General features: G+C 51.6%; 14 protein-coding genes and 3 pseudogenes. 7 read left to right on the forward strand and 10 right to left on the reverse strand.

Annotated elements, in window-relative coordinates; all coding sequences use genetic code 11:
• Window positions 1-9: 9 nt before the first annotated feature.
• The 3 genes and pseudogenes from DO97_RS31070 to deoC all read right to left on the reverse strand — a co-directional run bounded on the left by DO97_RS31070 (window position 10) and on the right by deoC (window position 3,195).
• Window positions 10-1,358 (reverse strand): annotated as a pseudogene (locus DO97_RS31070) (MFS transporter).
• Between the two features lie 244 nt (window positions 1,359-1,602).
• On the reverse strand, window positions 1,603-2,454 hold the full coding sequence (gene recO / locus DO97_RS10370) for a DNA repair protein RecO (RefSeq protein WP_036533123.1): 852 nt from the start codon (window positions 2,452-2,454) through the stop codon (window positions 1,603-1,605).
• Window positions 2,455-2,493: 39 nt separating this feature from the next.
• Window positions 2,494-3,195 carry a deoxyribose-phosphate aldolase gene (gene deoC / locus DO97_RS10375; protein ID WP_036533125.1) on the reverse strand — a complete coding sequence of 234 codons (702 nt, stop codon included), beginning with the start codon at window positions 3,193-3,195 and terminating at the stop codon, window positions 2,494-2,496.
• A gap of 58 nt (window positions 3,196-3,253) precedes the next feature.
• Here deoC and DO97_RS27610 point away from each other — a divergent pair, with 58 nt between their 5' ends.
• Window positions 3,254-3,376: a hypothetical protein gene (locus DO97_RS27610; RefSeq protein ID WP_275574994.1), complete on the forward strand. Its 123-nt coding sequence runs from the start codon at window positions 3,254-3,256 to the stop codon at window positions 3,374-3,376.
• Window positions 3,377-3,432: 56 nt separating this feature from the next.
• Here the strand turns inward: DO97_RS27610 and DO97_RS10380 are convergent.
• Window positions 3,433-4,489, reverse strand: a pseudogene (locus DO97_RS10380) (DUF3326 domain-containing protein).
• Between the two features lie 6 nt (window positions 4,490-4,495).
• Window positions 4,496-4,684: a hypothetical protein gene (locus DO97_RS10385; RefSeq protein WP_036533126.1), complete on the reverse strand. Its 189-nt coding sequence runs from the start codon at window positions 4,682-4,684 to the stop codon at window positions 4,496-4,498.
• 139 nt (window positions 4,685-4,823) lie between these two features.
• On the opposite strand from DO97_RS10385, the gene DO97_RS31075 reads away from it, so the two are divergent.
• Window positions 4,824-5,054, forward strand: coding sequence for a hypothetical protein (locus DO97_RS31075; RefSeq protein ID WP_036533128.1), 231 nt, complete (start codon window positions 4,824-4,826; stop codon window positions 5,052-5,054).
• Window positions 5,055-5,092: 38 nt separating this feature from the next.
• Here DO97_RS31075 and DO97_RS10395 read toward each other — a convergent pair whose 3' ends face one another.
• Together DO97_RS10395 and DO97_RS10400 are read right to left on the reverse strand one after the other, a co-directional pair.
• Window positions 5,093-6,577 carry a carotenoid oxygenase family protein gene (locus DO97_RS10395; RefSeq protein WP_036533129.1) on the reverse strand — a complete coding sequence of 495 codons (1,485 nt, stop codon included), beginning with the start codon at window positions 6,575-6,577 and terminating at the stop codon, window positions 5,093-5,095.
• A 55-nt stretch (window positions 6,578-6,632) separates the two neighbouring features.
• Window positions 6,633-8,093, reverse strand: a complete 1,461-nt coding sequence (locus DO97_RS10400; protein WP_036533130.1) for a folate/biopterin family MFS transporter — start codon at window positions 8,091-8,093, stop codon at window positions 6,633-6,635.
• Between the two features lie 244 nt (window positions 8,094-8,337).
• Here DO97_RS10400 and DO97_RS10405 point away from each other — a divergent pair, with 244 nt between their 5' ends.
• Together DO97_RS10405 and DO97_RS10410 are read left to right on the forward strand one after the other, a co-directional pair.
• Window positions 8,338-8,808, forward strand: coding sequence for a cupin domain-containing protein (locus tag DO97_RS10405; RefSeq protein ID WP_036533132.1), 471 nt, complete (start codon window positions 8,338-8,340; stop codon window positions 8,806-8,808).
• Window positions 8,809-8,998: 190 nt separating this feature from the next.
• Complete coding sequence (locus DO97_RS10410; protein ID WP_036533135.1) at window positions 8,999-10,135, forward strand: tetratricopeptide repeat protein; 1,137 nt, start codon at window positions 8,999-9,001, stop codon at window positions 10,133-10,135.
• A gap of 164 nt (window positions 10,136-10,299) precedes the next feature.
• On the opposite strand, the gene DO97_RS10415 is transcribed toward DO97_RS10410, so the two are convergent.
• Window positions 10,300-10,860 (reverse strand): pentapeptide repeat-containing protein, encoded by a 561-nt coding sequence (locus DO97_RS10415; protein ID WP_036533136.1) that lies wholly within the window; start codon window positions 10,858-10,860, stop codon window positions 10,300-10,302.
• Window positions 10,861-11,328: 468 nt separating this feature from the next.
• Between DO97_RS10415 and DO97_RS10420 the strand changes: the two are divergent.
• Window positions 11,329-12,391 (forward strand): annotated as a pseudogene (locus DO97_RS10420) (Mrp/NBP35 family ATP-binding protein).
• Here DO97_RS10420 and DO97_RS10425 read toward each other — a convergent pair.
• Together DO97_RS10425 and sodB are read right to left on the reverse strand one after the other, a co-directional pair.
• Complete coding sequence (locus DO97_RS10425; RefSeq protein WP_239651637.1) at window positions 12,327-13,079, reverse strand: lipoate--protein ligase family protein; 753 nt, start codon at window positions 13,077-13,079, stop codon at window positions 12,327-12,329. The pseudogene DO97_RS10420 and the gene DO97_RS10425 sit on opposite strands and share 65 nt — an antisense overlap.
• 122 nt (window positions 13,080-13,201) lie before the next feature.
• Window positions 13,202-13,804 carry a superoxide dismutase [Fe] gene (sodB, locus tag DO97_RS10430; RefSeq protein WP_036533138.1) on the reverse strand — a complete coding sequence of 201 codons (603 nt, stop codon included), beginning with the start codon at window positions 13,802-13,804 and terminating at the stop codon, window positions 13,202-13,204.
• A 236-nt stretch (window positions 13,805-14,040) separates the two neighbouring features.
• On the opposite strand from sodB, the gene DO97_RS20965 reads away from it, so the two are divergent.
• Together DO97_RS20965 and DO97_RS10440 are read left to right on the forward strand one after the other, a co-directional pair.
• Entirely contained in the window at window positions 14,041-15,156 is a 1,116-nt protein-coding gene (locus tag DO97_RS20965) for a pentapeptide repeat-containing protein (RefSeq protein ID WP_052128611.1), read from the forward strand.
• A 45-nt stretch (window positions 15,157-15,201) separates the two neighbouring features.
• Window positions 15,202-18,048, forward strand: coding sequence for a hybrid sensor histidine kinase/response regulator (locus DO97_RS10440; RefSeq protein WP_162182979.1), 2,847 nt, complete (start codon window positions 15,202-15,204; stop codon window positions 18,046-18,048).
• Window positions 18,049-18,384 lie beyond the last annotated feature (336 nt).

Raw genomic sequence — 18,384 nt, forward strand, 5'->3', positions numbered from 1 at the left:
GGGCAACCCCTAGGATTCAGATGGGTTCACACCCGTAACGGAAATATACCAGGTCAGACTCCCTCCTGCGATCGCCAGGGCTGCTAACCCTAAAAAAACTGTTTGCAATCCCAGCAGGGTTTCCGCCACCCCCACCAATGCCAAAGGCAAACTCAGGGCAATGTTGACGGCGTTGTTTTGCAGCCCAAAGACCTTGCCCCTCATCTCCTCTGGGGTTTCTTCCTGAATGGTGGTTTGCAAGGGGACACCAATCATGGCGGCAAAGGTGCCAATGGCGGTCAACAGCAGCACCGTCGGCCATAGTCGTTGGGAGAAGAGGGCCAGGCCCACGAGGGCGATCGCCATGCCCAGGGAACCGTAAAAGCCCAGGCGGTTTCGAGATCCTAACCGTGCCCCAAAATGGCCTAAAATTGTTGCCCCAATCACCATCCCCACCCCCCCTGCTGCTAACAGAAAGCCAAATTGGGAGGCTTTAATTTCCGGGATCACCTGAGCCAGACGTACCGCCATGACCGAGAGAGCCGCCACAATGGAAAATAAAATCACCAGCTGCATCAGAGCTGCCCTTACCTGCCGCTGTTGACCCAGATAGCGGAGTCCTTCCTGAATATCTTGCCAAACATGGGGGGTTTCCCGTTCCAGGCTATTGAGGTTTTCTCCCGTTTGCAGCAACAGCAGCAATAACCCCGCGATCGCATAGCACCCCCCCACCACCAGTTCTTTACCGATATCCGCTGCTGCGCCCACTTGGGCAAACACGGTATCGGCGATCGCCAGCAAGGGTTCCCCCACCGCAAAGCCCACGATCAGTGAGCCCATCATGGTCGTGGTGTAGAGGGAGTTGGCGGACAACAAATGCCGCCGCTCGACCACAAGGGGGATGACCGCCTGTTCTGCCGGCGCAAAAAACTTGGGTCAGCGTAGAGACTAAAAAGGTAATCAAGAGGATGAAGCAAAAACCCACGGGAACCCCAGCGATGGTTCCCCAATCCTGAGACAGCCATAGGAGGAAGGGCGATGACAGCACCAGGAATCCCCGGAGCAGATTGGTTACAACTAACACCGCTTTTTTTGGGCCAGCGATCCACCAGGGCTCCGGCCACAGAGCCAAACAAAACAGCGGGGATGGTGAAGGCAATCATCACCGCTGAAACCCATCCACTAATGGGCTGATCCTCCAGCTGAAACCGACTGGCAATCAAGGCAATCATCAACACCAAGTACACCTTATCCGCCAGTTGGGAAAATACCTGACCACTCCAGAGGGCTAAAAAGTTGCGATTTTTCAGCACTGGAATAAACCCAGGTTCCGGTTCATCAGGGGGCAGGGGAGCAGGGTCGGGGGCAGCGGTTGGCACCTGGGGTTGGGGGGGAGGAGTCGCGACCACCTGCAGGTTGGGCAGCTGGTCAACGGGGAACAGTCCGCTATCATCGGCGGGCCATCGCTCTGACGCAAAGACTGACTGATCCGCCCCCCCGTCGCCCGCCCGTCGCCCCTGAGGCAGATCCTTCCTGTCCCGGGGGGTATCCCCCGATCCCAGCGAGGGTGGTCAACAGAGCGTCCAGTTTTACATCAGGCGATCGCATCATGGTTTCGAACAACTAGAGGGTAGAAGACAGCGCTAGCGTCAGACAACTGTCAACGATAGCAGCGGATCGGATCGGGCGGTCGAAGTGATATTGAGCATACTGACGTAAGAGGTTTTCCACAGCACCCCAGCTAGCCTGAAGCTGTGAGGGATCAACCTCCTGTTCCCCTAACCCTGGGGGTAACTCAATCTGGGGCAGTTGTTGCAATAAGGATAACTCTAGGGCATTAAGGCGGGTCTGCACCGGGGTAGGCCGCTGCTGGGAAATGGTCACCTTTGCTTCCTGCGCCCATCGTGCCAAGGCTGTCAGGCTAACCGTTCCACCAATGACCGCACTGAAGCCAATACACCACTCAGGCTCCGTAAAATTGGGTGTCAGGGGTGCTTGGGTCAGGCAGCAAGCCTGCACCTGAGGGGCAATCCCTGCCAGTCGGAGCAACTGAAAGACGCCGTGGGTCAATTGGGCGAGGACGACAGCGGTAGCACACTGCTCTAGCCGGCGCAAATGCTCATTCAATAGATAGAACAACTCCTCCTGAGGCTGATCGCTTAGGGCTTGGAACAGCGCCAACTCTGCCAAGTATTGTCCGGCTGTTAGCTTCCCTAGATCCTGGCTCAAGCCGGGATAGGATGCCAGAGTCTCTGCCTGGGATATCCTGTCCAGGGTGCGTCCCTTCGAGATCAAGAGGTCATTGACCACAAACAGAGAGGTGCGTCCCCCCAGCTTCGAGCGATGTTTCCGGGCTCCGGGGGCAACGGCGCGTACTAAGCCAAATTCCCGAGTCAGAACCGTTACCAATCGGTCAGACTCCCCCAGGGGCATACTTTTGAGATTAATGCCAATTGCTTTGTAGGTAGGACTCATAACACCAACTAGGGAGCCTGAGCCTGGAAACGCTCACCCTCAAGGTTGCAAGCCTGCGATCCCAAGATCTTTATCTAGGTTATCGCGCTGGCGGACAATCTCAACACCATGGGAGGTTCCCAACCGGGATGCACCCGCTAAAACCAGCTCAATGGCTTGTTCAGCGGTGCGAATCCCACCAGAGGCTTTAATCCCCAGGCGATTTTTGGTAATTTCCTTCAGCAGGCGTACCTCTGGGACCGTTGCCCCTCCAGCCCACCCTGTACTGGTCTTGAGAAAAGCGACTCCGGCATCCATACAGACTTCAGCGGCCAGACGAATTTCCGCCTCATTTAACCGGGACATTTCTAAAATTGCCTTCACCAGTTGCCCCGTTGAGTCACAAATTTCAGCAATTTCCTGGTGCAATTCATTCACCTGACCGGTCTTCAGCCAGCCAAGATTGATCATTACATCTAACTCTGTTGCCCCTAGATCCACCGCTTCCTGGGCTTCGTAAAGTTTGACAGCAGCGGTGGAAGCCCCACTGGGAAACCCAATCACAGTGCAGACCTTTGGCACCTTGCCCTGTAACAGCATTGCCACCTGCCGCACATAAACCGGGTAAACACAAACCGCCGCGAACCCAAAGCGAACCGCTTCATCGCACCCCTTTTCAATTTGCTCGGGGGTTGCCATCGGACTTAGCAAGGCATGATCAATCAAGGGTGCGAGATCAATATCTGGATAGTCCGCAGTCATGAAGGGTCTCAGGGAAAGGACAGTGACCCTATCGGCAGGCACCAATATCGGAGGGTGCATGTCCACAAGGTACCGTCCAAATTCTAGCAATCGCCGTTGGATTCTGTTGATCCATGCCATTGACCTGGCATCGATGCCGGGGGATCAGGGATTAGCAACCATGGTGAAGGCAGCCCAGTAATCAAGATGGGACAATACTTTAGCCTTGGTGCTCAATCGACACGTCTGGAAGATTGATTAATTCAGAGGGCGCAAAGTCCCAAGATTTGTGCTCAGAGCTGAGGGATTCAGCCCTGCACGCTGAGCCACCAACCAGCCGATGGCTTCTAAATAGGAGGGGACTGAAACGGCCTCGATACCCAAGGACTCTGAACTGACCTGGAGTCGCGTGTGATTTGCTTGCACCGCAATAATCTGTGCTGGGGTCTGGGCAAACTGGAGGAGGCCACTGCCACCACAGGCAGTTGCGGGTACGATCACCGCATCCACCTGATTAACCTCAATATCCCCCGACTGGGAGTTACCAGAGAGTATAAATTGAGGTGCCCGACTCAACCCCACCAAAACGCAGGGTAAAAACGGTGTAGCCGATTTCTTCTGCGGCAGATCGCGGGGAAATCTGTGGATCTAAGGGCAGGGGAGGTAAGGCAGGGGCGTGAGCGCAGGGGATCTGAAAGTTACGGACAACCAGATGGCTGATGACGGCTTCTGCTCCCGCCAGGGGATCCACCCCATGTCCCTGGCGGTAGCTTTGTAGTGCCTCGCTCCCACTGTCATCGGGGAAACGCGCCACCACCGCGATCGCCTCTGCCTGCGCTTGGTGGATTAATTGATCGACGGCTCGCAGTAAGCTGCCGGGATTCTGGATGGTTCCCCAAGTAGCCCCCGAGGCAGCGGTTTGTAATTCCACCCCCAAGGGGGCATCGGTGACCACATAATCCGTAAGATTTAACCCCAGGGTTGCCCGAGTCGCTTCGGCGGCCTGGAGGTGTCGGAGCCGCAGCTCCGCTTCCATGCCTTGATCAAGGACAATACCAACCCGATTGTTGCGGACTGGACGCAACTTCCAGTGTCCGGCTGCAAACTGATCTAGACCATAGCCTTCAACATAGAGGGCATTGGGCAGCGGCCAATAGAGTTGAGCCCCATTGAGGACATTGGGATGGGTAATCAGACAATCCGCAACTTGGGCGATCGCCCGAGCGACTGGCAGTGCATCTCCGGCATAACCACCGATGGCAGCCCCTACCCCAGTGGGAATGATCAAAACCACCGTAAACGGACGCTGGTGCAACCGTGCTTAATCTTCAACTGCGGCAGAAACCATGACCACGGCTTCAACGTGAGCCGTTTGCTGGTCAGTATCCACTTTGGTAATCGCCCAGCGCAATGGTTCACCGTGGGTTTGCAGGGTGGCTTCTACCGCCCGATGAATTTCTAGGGGAGATCTTTGCAGATCAATCTCTGCGGTGATGAAGTGGGTGGTCATGGTTTAGTATCCTCCTGAAGGCATCCTACCAGAAAGTTCCCCCTTGAAAACCCTGGAGCTATCCTCTGGAAGGTACGGAATAGTTGTAGGCTCAGCGTCAGCCAAGTTAGGGTAGGGGCAAATCGGTGCGAGATTAACCATGCGCCTCTGGATCACCTGCTTTTTTCTCTTGTTTGCAGTCGCTGAAATCCTTCAATGGCTAAAGCAATTTTCCCTGCCCCTCCCGATTTACATCTTAGGCGGCGCCTTTTTAGCGATCGCGGCCAATGCAGATAAGCAGACGAGTCTCCCCCTACCTTGGGGGAATCACGCACTCAGGCAGCCCACAGTCGACCCTCCGCCTATGGCTGAACTAGAGGATCGAGAATAAGCCTTTCCTGGAATTTTCGGAACTGAACTCCGATGGCGCTAGGGTTCTGGCCCTAACCATTCAGGGGTGAAGCTGCCATGGAGACCGTAGGGCACATGGTGTTTGAGATGCAGACGCGCGATCGCCCCCTGGGTTAAATCCTGAGCATCCAAAATCACCAGATCGGAGCGATGGTGGGCCGCATCATAGATCAGGGTTAGGAGCCAGCCATCATCTTCCTTGCCATTGGATATTCCAGGAGGGCGAGGCACAAATACCGGTTCACCGACAAAACCACGGGGAGCAGCACTCCAAATCTGGCGGTCTCCCGATGCCAAATCTAGTTTCAAAATCGCTTGGAGAGGGGCATTCCCCTGAGGATCATGAGCCGCTGCGATATATAAATAGCGGTAGGGTTGCCCCACTTGGGTCGGCGGCAAGGTAGGAAACTCACAACTGCGCTGATCCAGGCATTGCCGCTGCACGGACTGGGTCGCCAAGTTTAAATCAAACCGCCACAGCTGGCTGGGGGGAAGTTCCGCAAACTTCACATCCAGGTAAGTCTGATTGGGTTGCACCTGGGGGAAAGATTGATAACACACAGAATCCACCACCAGATTTTCGCCCTGTTCAAAGGCATTGGCATGGTGAAACACAAAGCAGGGATCGGTTGCCAATCTTTGCACCGCTCCCCCGCCCCGGCGGGGAATCACGAGAATGCGCGTCGGTTGCTGGGCTTGGAACTTGATACACTCCGCTGCTCCCCGTAGCCCTAGCAGGTAAGGCAAGGGGTTAAACGCCACCGGATTCTGGAAAAATAGATAGTAGTTGGGGGTGAGGGCAAAGTCGTGGAGAAAGGCAAACCCAGGAATAGATTGGGTCTGCTGCGTCACCACCTGCCCAGCCAGATCAAACTCATAAACCGTGATTTCTGAAGTCGGGCCTGCTTTGACTGCAAAGTTAACCAGACGGGTGTCGCCATGGCTGCCACCGGGATCAATCCGGGGATGGGCCGCGAAGGAAGCCCCTGAGGCCAGTAGGCCGTCCAGGTTATCCAGCCCTAGGGTTTCTAAGGTTTGGGGATGCAGTCGATGGGGATGGGCGGCTTCCCACAATGCCAGCAGTTTACCGCCCCAATAGATCACATGGGTATTGGCAATATTTTTGAGTTTCAGATCCAAAACGTTGGCGAGCCAGCCCCCCGGTTTCTGCGTCCCAAAGACACCCCGATAGAGAATTTTGCCAGCTGCTTGCTCAGCTACGTAACCAGCGGTGCGAACAAAGCGATTACGAAAATACGCCCGTCCCCCAGCAAAGGCGATCGCACAGATCATGCCATCGCCATCAAAGGGGTGGCGAATTGCCTCACCCTTGACATCAAGCAGCCCTGGCCCATTGCGGAACAGGGTCCCGGATAGTTCAGGGGGAATTGCTCCTTCGATGTCTTCAATCCAATAGTCAAACTCCTGGGGTTGAGAGCGATAGCCACCCTGCCAATCCTTCAGGGTGTAAGCTGGGGCTGAATTTGCCGATAACGTTTGCATAGGAAGCAGGTTGTCTCTAAAATCATCGCCGAAAAAGAAAACTGACGGGTAACCGCTAATCCACGGGTTCCTTAATCGGCTCTGGTAAACCAGGTTGGCAGATTAACTCCGTCACTAGATCGGGGAGAAAAGGCTGACCTAAGTGTTTAGAAGCAGAAACATCGGCTTCTGGACAGGGGAGGGGATGCAGAACTCGATCTTCATGGAGGCTTTGGGAATCACTGGTTGGGAGCCAACCCAGCAGAGGCAAGGGCAGGAGGGTGCTGAGGTTGGTAATCACCACCAGCAACCAGAGGGCTTGAAAATTTGTTTCATTGATGCCCAGCCAGTGGGTCAAAACCGCTCCCATCTCGTAGGAGAGAAGGGCAGCCAGGTTGGTAATCGACATCAAAAGGGCAAACAAAGTTGCTTCTACCCCAGGGGGACAGAGGCGGGCTGCTAACACGAGCACGGGCATATAGGCAATCTGCCCCATGACAGTGAGTACCAGGCTATCTCCCAAGCTAAACCAGTGATCATCAATGCCAAGGGTTCGATTGACATGGGTGACGAGAATCAACATCGTCATCCCTAAGCATGCCGACAGGACGGTACTCCAGCCAAAGATCACCCGAAAGGGGACGGTCTTGAGAAAGCGTTGAAACACCCAAATTCCCAGGAGGGCAGCCACACTGGTGACCAGCCGCACCCGTCCTAAAAATTCCGGCTCAAACCCCAGTTCATTGGTGTTGAAAAAGAAAAATGCAGATTCAGCGGTCGGGGTAGCTTGCCAGAGGAAGAGAAAGGCCGTGGGCATCCAGATCTCTTTCTGAGACAAGGCTTGACGTAACTGCCGGAGTTGTTGACCCACCACCACCCAGTTGGGCGGCTCCGTCACCCGTGTTTCTGTAATCAGCCAGGCTCCCAGGGAAACCAACAGCGGAAAACTGGCGGTCATGGCAAACACCGTGTGGGTGCTGAAGTGTTGCAACAACGAACCACTAAAGTAGGCGGTGATCAAGCCTCCGAGGGCAGAGGCTCCCCAACAGAGGGATTGGAGGGAGCCAGCAGCACTTAAGGATTCCTGGCGTGCCCGCTCGACCACCAGAGAGTCCACAATCACATCACTGACGGCAATGGAGAGGGAACTCAGGGCGATCGCCAGGGTGGCAGCCCAGGCAGAATGCACGACGGTCGCCAAACAAATCCAGGAAAGGGCTCCAAAGATACCGGATAAAACCAGATAGGGACGGCGGCGATATCCCCAGATCGGTAATCCATCGGAGAGAAACCCAAAGGCGGGTTTGATCATCCAGGGAATGGCAACAATCCCTAGCAGTGCCGATACCTCTGCTGGCCCCAGGGATAGTTCATCTTTGAGAAAGAAACTCACCGCCAATCGCGCTAAGCCTAAAATTCCCTGGACAAAGTAAACCAGAAGAATGGCAATCAGTTCGGCCGACGGCTCATGACCGAAGAAGAGCTTCTCAGTAATCGATGCTTTCATTCGGGATAAGCCAGCTTCGGAAACAATCATTGACAATTTTTAACAAATATCAATGACTACTATCATATCCTGCGATCGCGGACTGTCCAGGCAAAACGCCTCAATTCTGAAGATCCACCCATCTTAGAGGAGATCCCCGAAGTAGACTGCAACAAAGCCGATCCGGGTCGATGGTCGGGGCACATTGTCAGGAGGCATTCTGTTCATCGTGTGGTTAATCGCCTTAGACGTCCGGGAATAGCAGCAATCACGATTCAGCAACTAGGAGGCTAGGATGAACCAATCACCGATTTCAGCCCAATCCGTTCCTGCAACGATGGGCAAAACAATTTATCCCGAACCCTATGCCTCACAGGTCAAAGGACGGTTGAAACGAAAGCTTGGCGAATACTTTGGTCTGACTCAGTTTGGGGTCAATCTGACCCATCTTGCACCGGGTGCAGTATCCGCCCTTGCCCACAGTCACTCCAAGCAAGATGAATTCGTCTTGATTCTGGAGGGCACCCCAACCTTGGTGCTGGGAGAACAGGAGTTTTTGCTCAGTTCAGGGGATTGCTACGGATTCAAAGCCGGCACAGGGATGGCGCATCAACTAGTGAATCGATCTCAGGCAACCGTAACCTTCCTGGAGATGGGCGATCGCACCGCAGGAGATGAAGTCGAGTATCCCAATGATGATCTCAAAGCAACCCAGGCAACAGATGGTGTGTGGATGTTAACGCACAAAGATGGTAGTCCGTACTAGAAGTGTTGAACGTTAGCTTTAAGCTAAGAAGTTGAGTCATTTCTATAGATCATGTGTTTCATTTTAGATGCCAATCATTTGAAGTCTGGCATCATGCGAAAAAGCTATTTCACTTCCACTTAAGCAGATGCTATACCGCAGACTAACGTGTTTTATATCTCGTTTTAACTAGAGCGGAGAAATAAGATTTATGGTTCCTCTCACAGTGACATTTGATATGCCCGGACAAATTGTTACAGGGTTAGCAAACGGAAGCCTTGTAAGAACAGGAGGTGTTGTTCAAGATACTTCTGGGAAAGTAGTTATGTGGTTAAGGGAATTCAGTGAAATGGGTGTTATGAATGGCATTAGCTCTGGCATATTACCTTTTACAGCAGCAACTAGTATGCTCAATCTTGGAATTTCAGCTGTAGGTTTCACGGTTATATTGAAAAGATTGAAAGATCTAGAAAAACAGCTAGAAAAAGTTCAAGAATCTTTAGAGAAAATCGAAAATAAAATTGATTTAAGCTTTTATGCGAATTTCCGAGCTGCTCTGGACTTAGCAATCAATTCTTTTACAATGAAAAATCTTCACAATCGAAGAAGCAGTGCCCTATGTGCAATCAATAGATTTTTGGAAGCAGAGTATACATATGCTGATCTAGCAGATAAAGAATTGGCAATTAAAAGTCGAATTGCTGGTGAATATATTTTAGCCTTATGTCTTGCCTACGTTGCAGAGGCAAGGTGTTATCTAGAGCTTAATGAGTTTGATACAGCAATCAAACGTTTCAAGGAGGGGAAGCATGAAATAAATATAAGAATCGAAAGATATGTAGATTCATTATTAACTTCTAAGCCTCTAATGTATTTGCATCCAAAGCTAAAAGGAAGAACTGACTTATCTCGCTTAACAAGAATTTATCAATGGAAAAATTCTGTTCAAAGTGAAAATAATAATTCTCTTCTAACAGAAAATTCTGTTTTCGAGTTGTTGAGAACAAATATGGTTCCACAGCGTGATATGTCGTGGACTTCACAAGTCAATGAGTGGATAGATTCGCTACCTGCTTGCGTAATTGAGCAGAAAAACGTCAAAAGAGATATTTTTGGAATCAAACAAGAAGGGAGAGAAGAAACTATCCAGAGCCTTCCAGTAACTTTTTTGAAAATGGAATCAATGATTGAAACTAGTCAAAGGTTTAATGCTTATCAAATCCAAACTAAAACAATTAGTAAATTACAAATTAGCTTCAATGATTGGATAAATCTTCAGCCGCCGACGAATAAAAATGAGGATAAAAGCTTGATGTATATTATCCCAGAAATTCCTTTGAGTCTGTGATAAATTTAATCTCCGTTGTCGCATATTACTACCTTTACTCTAAGCTGTTGTGCATCCAAACATCATAGAAACAGGCGAGCTCCTTGCAGCAAGGTGATCAGTTTGAAAAAGGGTGCCGATTAGCTTACGTAGCGATATCGCCTATTGAGCGCGAGGTATAATCACTATTCACTGAGCGAATCCAGATCCAACTGAGTATCCATCAGTACTGCGCCACTGAGATTCGTTTGATTCAAAATTGCCCCCATCAGATTGGCAGCACTTAAATCAGTTTCGCTGAGGTTCGCACCGCTGAGGTCAGCCTGAGTTAAATTGGCTCGGATCAAAACCGCCCCTCCAAGCACCGCTGACCTAAACGACGTGTGGCAGCAAGACGCACTAATTAACAAGGCACTTCCCATCAGGGCTTCACTCAGATCAGCACCATTGAGGATCGACCGACTGAGGTTTGCCCCCAACAGTTGCGCCTTCACCAGTCGTGCCTGTGCCAGATTGGCACCAATCAAGTCAGCACCATTCAGATTTGCCTGGGTTAAATTAATTCCCTGAAGGTTAGCGTAATTCAGATTCGTCAGCGTCAGATCAGCATTGGTGAGGTCAGCGTAACTAAGATTGGCTGCTTCCAGATCTGCATGGGCTAGATTCACACCCCGAAACTGGCGTTCACCCATGGCATAACGTCTTAAGAGTTCTGCTGCGGTTAGAGAATTGAGGGGAGAGGGCATGTGATGCAGAAGACAATCGCTTGGGATAAAAGTTTTTCCAGAGCTGATGTAGCTTTAACGCCGTCTAGGGGCGCAATGCCATGAAAATTTTCGCTTTTCTAGAACCCTAAAATTTTCACTGCCTATCTATTTTAATCCAGTATATTTTATTACAGTATTCTTTCTGATCACTGAATCATCTCCCCCATTGCTAAGTCAGCTGCCCGCATCGCAGGCTGAAGCCGTTGTTGGATTGTGATTTAGAGCTAACGCAGTTTCACCCTGACAGAGGGGCGATCGCTGAATGGATAGAAGACGTCGTATTTTACCCTTTTCCCTCTCCAGACAGCCTGGTTTGATGGACTAAGACATTTGGATCAGAAAAATAGCTATCCCCTCCACCCGGTTTTAGATAAGATTTTCTTTGGAAACCACAGGTTTAAGATAACTGGCGACCGCAGTTTGGTCGGAGATGAATTTATGGTCAATATGCTCAATCTAGATTCTGTCCTCGACGTATTGCGACCCGTGCAAGATCCTGAACTCCGCAAGAGTCTCGTGGACTTGAATATGATACGTCATGTCAGAATCGCCGAAGGCCGGGTGAGTTTTACCCTGGTGCTCACGACCCCTGCCTGCCCGCTGCGCCAGTTTATTGTGGAAGAATGCCAGAAAGCGGTGCAGACTTTGCCGGGGGTTGTCGATGTCACCGTCGATGTCACGGCTGAAACCCCCCAACAAAAATCATTACCCGATCGCACTGGCATCAGTGGGGTAAAAAATATTATCGCCATCTCCAGCGGCAAAGGCGGCGTGGGTAAAACCACCGTAGCGGTAAATGTGGCCGTCGCTTTAGCGCATCTGGGGGCAAAAGTAGGGATGATCGATGCGGATATCTACGGCCCCAACGTCCCGACCATGTTGGGGTTGTCAGACGCGAAGGTAACGGTGCAGACCAGCAGCCAGGGAGAGATCTTAGAACCCGCCTTCAACTATGGGGTGAAACTGGTGTCGATGGGCTTCTTGATTGATAAGGATCAGCCCGTGATTTGGCGTGGCCCGATGCTGAATGGCATTATTCGCCAGTTCCTGTACCAAGTGCAGTGGGGTGACCTGGATTATTTGATTGTGGATATGCCCCCCGGAACGGGGGATGCCCAACTAACGCTGACCCAGGCCGTTCCCATGGCCGGAGCGGTGATTGTTACCACACCCCAAACCGTAGCACTCTTAGATTCCCGTAAGGGCTTGAAAATGTTTCAGCAACTGGGCGTCCCAGTGCTGGGCATTGTGGAAAACATGAGCTATTTCATCCCCCCTGATTTACCCGATCGCCAGTACGATATTTTTGGTTCAGGAGGGGGGGCTAAAACGGCACAGGAGCTGGATGTCCCCTTGTTAGGCTGTGTTCCCTTAGAGATTTCCCTCCGTGAGGGGGGTCGATCGCGGCTTGCCGATTGTGCTGGCCGAACCGGAATCTGCCTCTGCTAAGGCGCTCCTCGCGATCGCAGGTCAGATTGCTGCCCGAGTTTCAGTGCTGGCGCTTGCCTAATCGCAGCCCATTCAAGGTCTGTGAGGGGTTGCACTTGCCAATTCACCCCGAAGCAATCCCCTGCGGCGGTGGTCAGTGCCTCTAGGATGGTGGAGATCTCTAAGCCTTGCAAATCAGGGGGTGACTGTTCCGGGTGCCCACTGTCTCCAAAGACCTGCGATCGCAGCGCTAAATCGGGAGCCAACTGTATCGATCCATGCTGGAGGATGGCGCCCCCTCGGTAGAGTTGGGCACTCCCAATGAACTTAAAACCGGTGGATGTCACTAGATCGGCAGCGGTAGCGGTACTAAAGCAATTGGCCTGGTGGTGATAGCCCTGACCACTTTGTCCATAGTGCAAGGGCAGTCCTAACGCCTGCCAGCCCTGGATCAAAAACTCACACAGGGTTTGATAAACCTGCCGTCGATTGCCCGTGATCCCAGACACCGCGATCGCATAGGTTAGATCTCCCTGATGCAACACGGCTCGCCCCCCAGTGGGGCGACGGATCAGATCAATCGTTATCCCTTGCCAGAGCATTTGTTCCCAAACGAGAGGCCAACGACGTTGGTGGTAACCCAAGGAAATAGCTGGGGGCGACCACGTGTAAAACCGTAAGCTGGGGGGTTGTAAGCCTAAGAGGTGCTGTTCCAAGAGCCACTGATCAATCGCCATTTGGGTGGCACCAGCAGCGGTGATCAGGGGCATCAGTCTCCACGTCTTAACCACGGATATCCAAGCCATTGCTACAAAAAACAACAGCGGAGTCATCCTTCGAGGAGTACTCCGCTGCTTTCAACTCGGCTCTAAGCCATTATTCACTGTAATTCTTAAGCAGCAGCCAGTTGTTGAGCAACAAACTCCCAATTCACCAGGCTGTCCAGGAAGTTTTGAATGAAATCAGGACGACGATTCTGATAGTCAAGATAGTAAGCATGTTCCCAAACATCCAGGGTCAACAGCGCTGTTTGACCGTGAGCCAGAGGATTCTCCGCATTCGGGGTTTTCGTCACCTTTAGGGTATCGCCCTCTTTCACTAACCAAGCCCAGCCACTGCCGAACTGGGTGGTCGCAGCAGCTTTGAACTCAGTCGTAAACTTCTCAAAGCTGCCAAAGGAGTCCGTGATTTGTTCTGCCAACGCACCAGTTGGTGTCCCGCCCCCACCGGGCTTCATACAATTCCAGAAAAAGGAATGGTTCCAAACCTGAGCGGCATTATTGAAAATGCCGACCTTGGCTGCGTCTTTGAAGGAAATTTGAATCACTGCCTCTAAGGTTTTGTCAGCCAATTCTGTATCTTTAACCAAATTATTAAGATTGTTCACGTAAGCAGCATGGTGCTTGCCGTAATGGAACTCAAAGGTGCGTCCAGACATGTTGTAAGGTTCTAGGGCACCAAAGTCATAAGGTAAGGGCGGTTGTGTAAATGCCATGATATGCAATCCTCTCTTGAAGGTCTGGCAGCGCCATTCAGCTTACAGGGATCTCAAAGATCCCTGAAACTGGAACGAGGAAACGCTGAAAAGCCTGAAACGGTTGAAACCTAGGCTTTACGATAGAATTCTATATCAAAAGTCGAGGAGTCGCTACACAGAATCAATGTCAACTTCTGTGAGTCTCGATACGATCAAGCTTCAGCATCCGTAGAAAAAGTTCTAAATAGGTTCCTATGAATACCAATGATTTACTGAAACGCTATGGCGCTGGGGAGAAAAATTTTCGGGGTGCACAGCTGAGCAATGTGAATTTAATGGGTGCAAAACTTGCGGGCATCAATCTCAGTGATGCGGAGCTGTCCCTCGTCAACTTCAACCATGCCATTCTCCGAGGAGCCAATCTCTGTCGTGCCAACCTCAATGGGATTGACCTGATTGGCACCAATCTCAGTAGTGCCAACCTAAGTCGGTCATTGCTGATTGGAGCTGACCTGAGCACGGCGAACCTCGGTGCCGCTGACCTGAGTTATGCCACCTTGAGTGGAGCAACCCTTGTGGGTACCTGTCTGCGAGGTGCGAATTTGCAGGGTGCGATGTTGAACAATGCCCGTCTCGTTGGTGCGGATTTGCGAGATGCTGACTTGAGTAGCGCTAATCTCCAGGATGCTGACTTAAGTGGTGCCAATCTTTTGGGGGCAACCCTGAATCATGTGACTTTAGAGGGCGCTGTCATGCCCGATGGTTCTCTTTACGATCCTAACGAGTTAGACGAACCGGAAATACCACCCATGGCAGTCGCGGCATCTAGAGAATCTCCAGCGGTGCCCTTGCTCAATCCACCCCGCTCTGAGGATAGCAGCACGGCTGCTGATGGGGTTGAATTACAGCTGCCACCAACAGATTTAGCACCGACAGCGGCTGACACACCCGCGATCGCGCCCTACGGTAATCATACTGGGGAAGGCGACGAGATTCACCACCAAACAGAGGCGATCCAACCCGCGATCGAGACTGCTGGAGCTGAGACTGCCTCACCTGCTGTCAATCCGTCCCGATCTGGTTATTCCCTCCATGAGATGTTGAATCGTTTCAGTGTCACCAAGGAGGAACATTGTCAGGTACAGATCCAAACCGTTGAGCATACCCAGATTGTGGGTGAAATTTTAGTCGAGTCCACCAGTCTGGATACACAACTATTGTCATTATTGAATGAAGCTCCCAATTTTATTTTGGTGAACAATGCAATGGTAATTGCCTCTGGGGGGTCTGTCAGCCACCATGCCTTCCTTTGCCTTAATAAGCAGCTCATTATTCACATGACTTTGCAACCCGATGGAGCGCTGCCTTAGCAGCGATTTCGCAGTCCTCGTTCCTTCTAGGATATGTCCGCCGATTTGACTCCATCATCCCCACCCCAAAGTGTTGCGCCCGGATTGCCGCGTATTTGGCGCTTGCAACGGCTCCCCCTTAATCTGGTCATCGTTGTTCCCTTTGTGCTGATTATGGCGGCGGCGATCGCCACCGTAGGACTCCTGACGATCCGCAACGGGCAACGAGATGTCGATGACCTTGCCTTACAGTTGCAGTCTGAGATTTCCCATCGGATTCGCCAACGCTTGAAGGATTATCTCCAGATCCCCACCCTGGTGAATGATTTTAATGTCAAAGCCCTTGCCCAGGGATATTTAAACAGCGGCGATGCAAGGAGTGAACGCTATCTCTGGCATCAGATACAGACAGCACCAGTAACGTCGATTTACTTCGGAATCCAAGCCAATGGCAGTCTTTTGGGGGCAATGCGGCGACCGGGTGACACGGGTGCCGTGGAGATTCTGGCCAATAACCCAGCCAAAAACTATGCTCTGAGTTACTACGGCACCGACTCCCAGGGCAATCGCCTACAGAGGATGAAGGTAGATCCCGTTGGTTATGATCCCCGGCGTCGCCCCTGGTATCAAGCAGCGATGCGGCAAAAACGGGGGATTTGGACAGACATTTACCAGGATTTTTTTTCTCAGAAGTTAACGATCACGGCAGCCCAGCCATCCTATGACCCATCAGGGCAATTTCTGGGGGTGTGCGCTGTTGATGTGACTCTGGAAGAATTGAGTCAATTTCTAAACAGCCTCAAGATCGGTCTATCGGGGGAAGCTTTTGTGGTCGAGTCCTCTGGGTTACTGGTTGCAGACTCAGTGGTCGAAGATCTCTACCGGGTCAAGGCAAAGGATAAATCTTTTGAGCGCCTTGCGGCCCTAGAGAGTCGCCATCCCCTGATTCGAGTTGCCGCCAAGTATTTTCAGCAAGAACTCAACCGCCTCGGCTCACGGCCGAATTCAGTGCCGCACAAAATTCTGCTGTCTGGACAGCCCTACTTTGTTGAGATATCGCGCTTTTCCAGTCAGCCCGATTTGGACTGGTGGGTGGTGGTGGTGATTCCGGAGGAGGATTTTCTGGCTCAGATCCATAGCAATACCCGCACAACGGTCTTGCTCTCTTTATTGGCGCTGGCGGTGGCCAGCGGTGCGGGGATTTTCGCCAGTCGTTGGATTGCTCGACCGATTCGACACTTAAGTGCCGCTAGTCAAGCGATCGCCGAGGGGGAACTAGCACAAACCGTGGAAGTTCGGGGCATTGCCGAACTCGAAACCCTGGCTCAGGCCTTCAACACCATGTCCGAACAGCTCCGTCGCTCCTTTACAAGGCTGCAAGACTTTAATCAAGATTTAGAGCAACAGGTGCAAGCCCGTACCCAAGAATTAGAGACCACCAACCAAAAGCTGTGGCAGGCCAAGGAAGCAGCGGAAGCTGCCAATCAGGCCAAAAGTACGTTTCTAGCGAATATGAGTCATGAATTGCGCACGCCATTAAATGCGATTCTGGGTTTTAGTCAACTACTCAGTCGCGATCCTAGTCTGACGCTGAAGCAGCAGGAGACACTGGGAACCATTAATCGCAGTGGGGAACACCTGTTACGACTGATCAATGATGTCCTAGACATGGCAAAAATCGAAGCAGGTCAGTTAGTATTGCAACCCTCTAGCTGCAATTTACCCCAGATGCTGAAGTCGCTGCACGAGATGCTCAATATCCGCGCTCAGGCCAAGCATTTGCAGTTGTTATTTGAACTCGATCCCCACCTGCCCCAAATTGTGGAAACCGATGAGGGGAAACTTCGCCAAGTGATTATCAATCTACTGAGCAATGCCATCAAATTTACCCTAGAGGGTGGAGTTGCTTTGCGAGTGCGTTTTTTGGCGGTGGTCACTCCCCCGCAGTTGCAGTTTGAGGTAGTAGACACGGGCATTGGCATGACCCCAGAGGAGCTGTCGTTACTGTTTCATGCCTTTGTGCAAACCGATAGCAGTAAAAAGGTGAGTGAGGGCACAGGTTTAGGATTGGTGATCAGTCAGAAGTTTGTCCAACTCATGGGAGGCGAGATCCACGTTAGCAGCCAGAAGGGGCAGGGGACAACTTTTGGCTTCACAATTGATATTCAAGTTGCTGAGACAGCGGAAATGGCCGATCCGGCTCCCCTGGGACGGGTGATCGGTCTGGCTTCCGGTCAACCTCAGTATCGTCTGTTGGTCGTGGATGACCAGCCCGATAATCGGGAGTTGCTGATGCAACTGCTGACATCCGTTGGATTTGCCTGCCGCGAAGCTAGTGATGGTCAGAGTGCGATCGCCCTTTGGCAGGTGTGGGAACCCCATTTGATCTGGATGGATATCCGAATGGGGGGCATGGATGGCAAGACTGCGACCCATTACATCAAGACCCATCTCCAGGGACGAAGTACCAAAATTATTGCCCTAACAGCAAGCGTCTTTGCCCAAGAACAGGCTGAACTGTTGGCAGCAGGCTGTGACGAAGTGATTGCCAAGCCGTTTCGAGAATCAAGCCTTTTTGAGGCCATGGCTCGACACTTGGGAGTTCTCTACCGCTACGAAACCCCATCTCTCCCCCTGGGGGCAACTGCCCCAGACAATACGGTCCAGGAACTGACCCCGGCGGCTCTGATCCGGATGCCAAGTTCATGGATCAGGGAGCTGCATCAGGCTGCAACCCAACTGAAGGGCAAGCGGGTGCAAGCGCTAATCGACCAGATTCCAGCTGAGCAGACCGTCCTGTCAGCGGCTCTAAAAACTCTGGTGAAGCAGGTACGATTTGACAAAATTGTGGAACTCACCCAACCTGAATTTTTCTACCCAGAAGGGGACAAACACCTGGCTGGAGGTGACTGATGCTGCTGCCTGCTGTAATTATCTTGGTCTATAATGCTGAACCAGATGTCGAAACAGTGAAGGCGTTGACGTTAGCTCAGAGGATGTCTGAAAAAGGTCGAGTTGAGTTCCAAATGCTACTTAGTTCAGTAAGTGGAAAGGCTCAAACACCTATTCCGTCCTAGTAGTCTCTAGGTAACTGAGGTAGCCAAACACAGTTCAGAAGACTTTTAAAACATCCTCTCAGGTTTGGATGAAATGACTGATCTTTAAACTGTGGCTGAACTGCAACTCTAATTTTTAGAATTAGAGTCGAGGAACATCAGATTTTTCAGCAATAAAATTCTATTTCTACCC

Origin of the sequence: Neosynechococcus sphagnicola sy1 (assembly GCF_000775285.1) — a bacterium.
GTDB classification, from domain to species: Bacteria; Cyanobacteriota; Cyanobacteriia; order Neosynechococcales; family Neosynechococcaceae; genus Neosynechococcus; species Neosynechococcus sphagnicola.

Excerpts from the sequence above, each read along its gene's own strand:
- recO (WP_036533123.1), bottom strand. The coding sequence starts at position 2,454 with ATGAGTCCTACCTACAAAGCAATTGGCATTAATCTCAAAAGTATGCCC.
- deoC (WP_036533125.1), bottom strand. The coding sequence starts at position 3,195 with ATGACTGCGGACTATCCAGATATTGATCTCGCACCCTTGATTGATCAT.
- DO97_RS27610 (WP_275574994.1), top strand. The coding sequence starts at position 3,254 with ATGTCCACAAGGTACCGTCCAAATTCTAGCAATCGCCGTTGGATTCTG.
- DO97_RS10385 (WP_036533126.1), bottom strand. The coding sequence starts at position 4,684 with ATGACCACCCACTTCATCACCGCAGAGATTGATCTGCAAAGATCTCCC.
- DO97_RS31075 (WP_036533128.1), top strand. The coding sequence starts at position 4,824 with ATGCGCCTCTGGATCACCTGCTTTTTTCTCTTGTTTGCAGTCGCTGAA.
- DO97_RS10395 (WP_036533129.1), bottom strand. The coding sequence starts at position 6,577 with ATGCAAACGTTATCGGCAAATTCAGCCCCAGCTTACACCCTGAAGGAT.
- DO97_RS10400 (WP_036533130.1), bottom strand. The coding sequence starts at position 8,093 with ATGATTGTTTCCGAAGCTGGCTTATCCCGAATGAAAGCATCGATTACT.
- DO97_RS10405 (WP_036533132.1), top strand. The coding sequence starts at position 8,338 with ATGAACCAATCACCGATTTCAGCCCAATCCGTTCCTGCAACGATGGGC.
- DO97_RS10410 (WP_036533135.1), top strand. The coding sequence starts at position 8,999 with ATGGTTCCTCTCACAGTGACATTTGATATGCCCGGACAAATTGTTACA.
- DO97_RS10415 (WP_036533136.1), bottom strand. The coding sequence starts at position 10,860 with ATGCCCTCTCCCCTCAATTCTCTAACCGCAGCAGAACTCTTAAGACGT.
- DO97_RS10425 (WP_239651637.1), bottom strand. The coding sequence starts at position 13,079 with ATGCCCCTGATCACCGCTGCTGGTGCCACCCAAATGGCGATTGATCAG.
- sodB (WP_036533138.1), bottom strand. The coding sequence starts at position 13,804 with ATGGCATTTACACAACCGCCCTTACCTTATGACTTTGGTGCCCTAGAA.
- DO97_RS20965 (WP_052128611.1), top strand. The coding sequence starts at position 14,041 with ATGAATACCAATGATTTACTGAAACGCTATGGCGCTGGGGAGAAAAAT.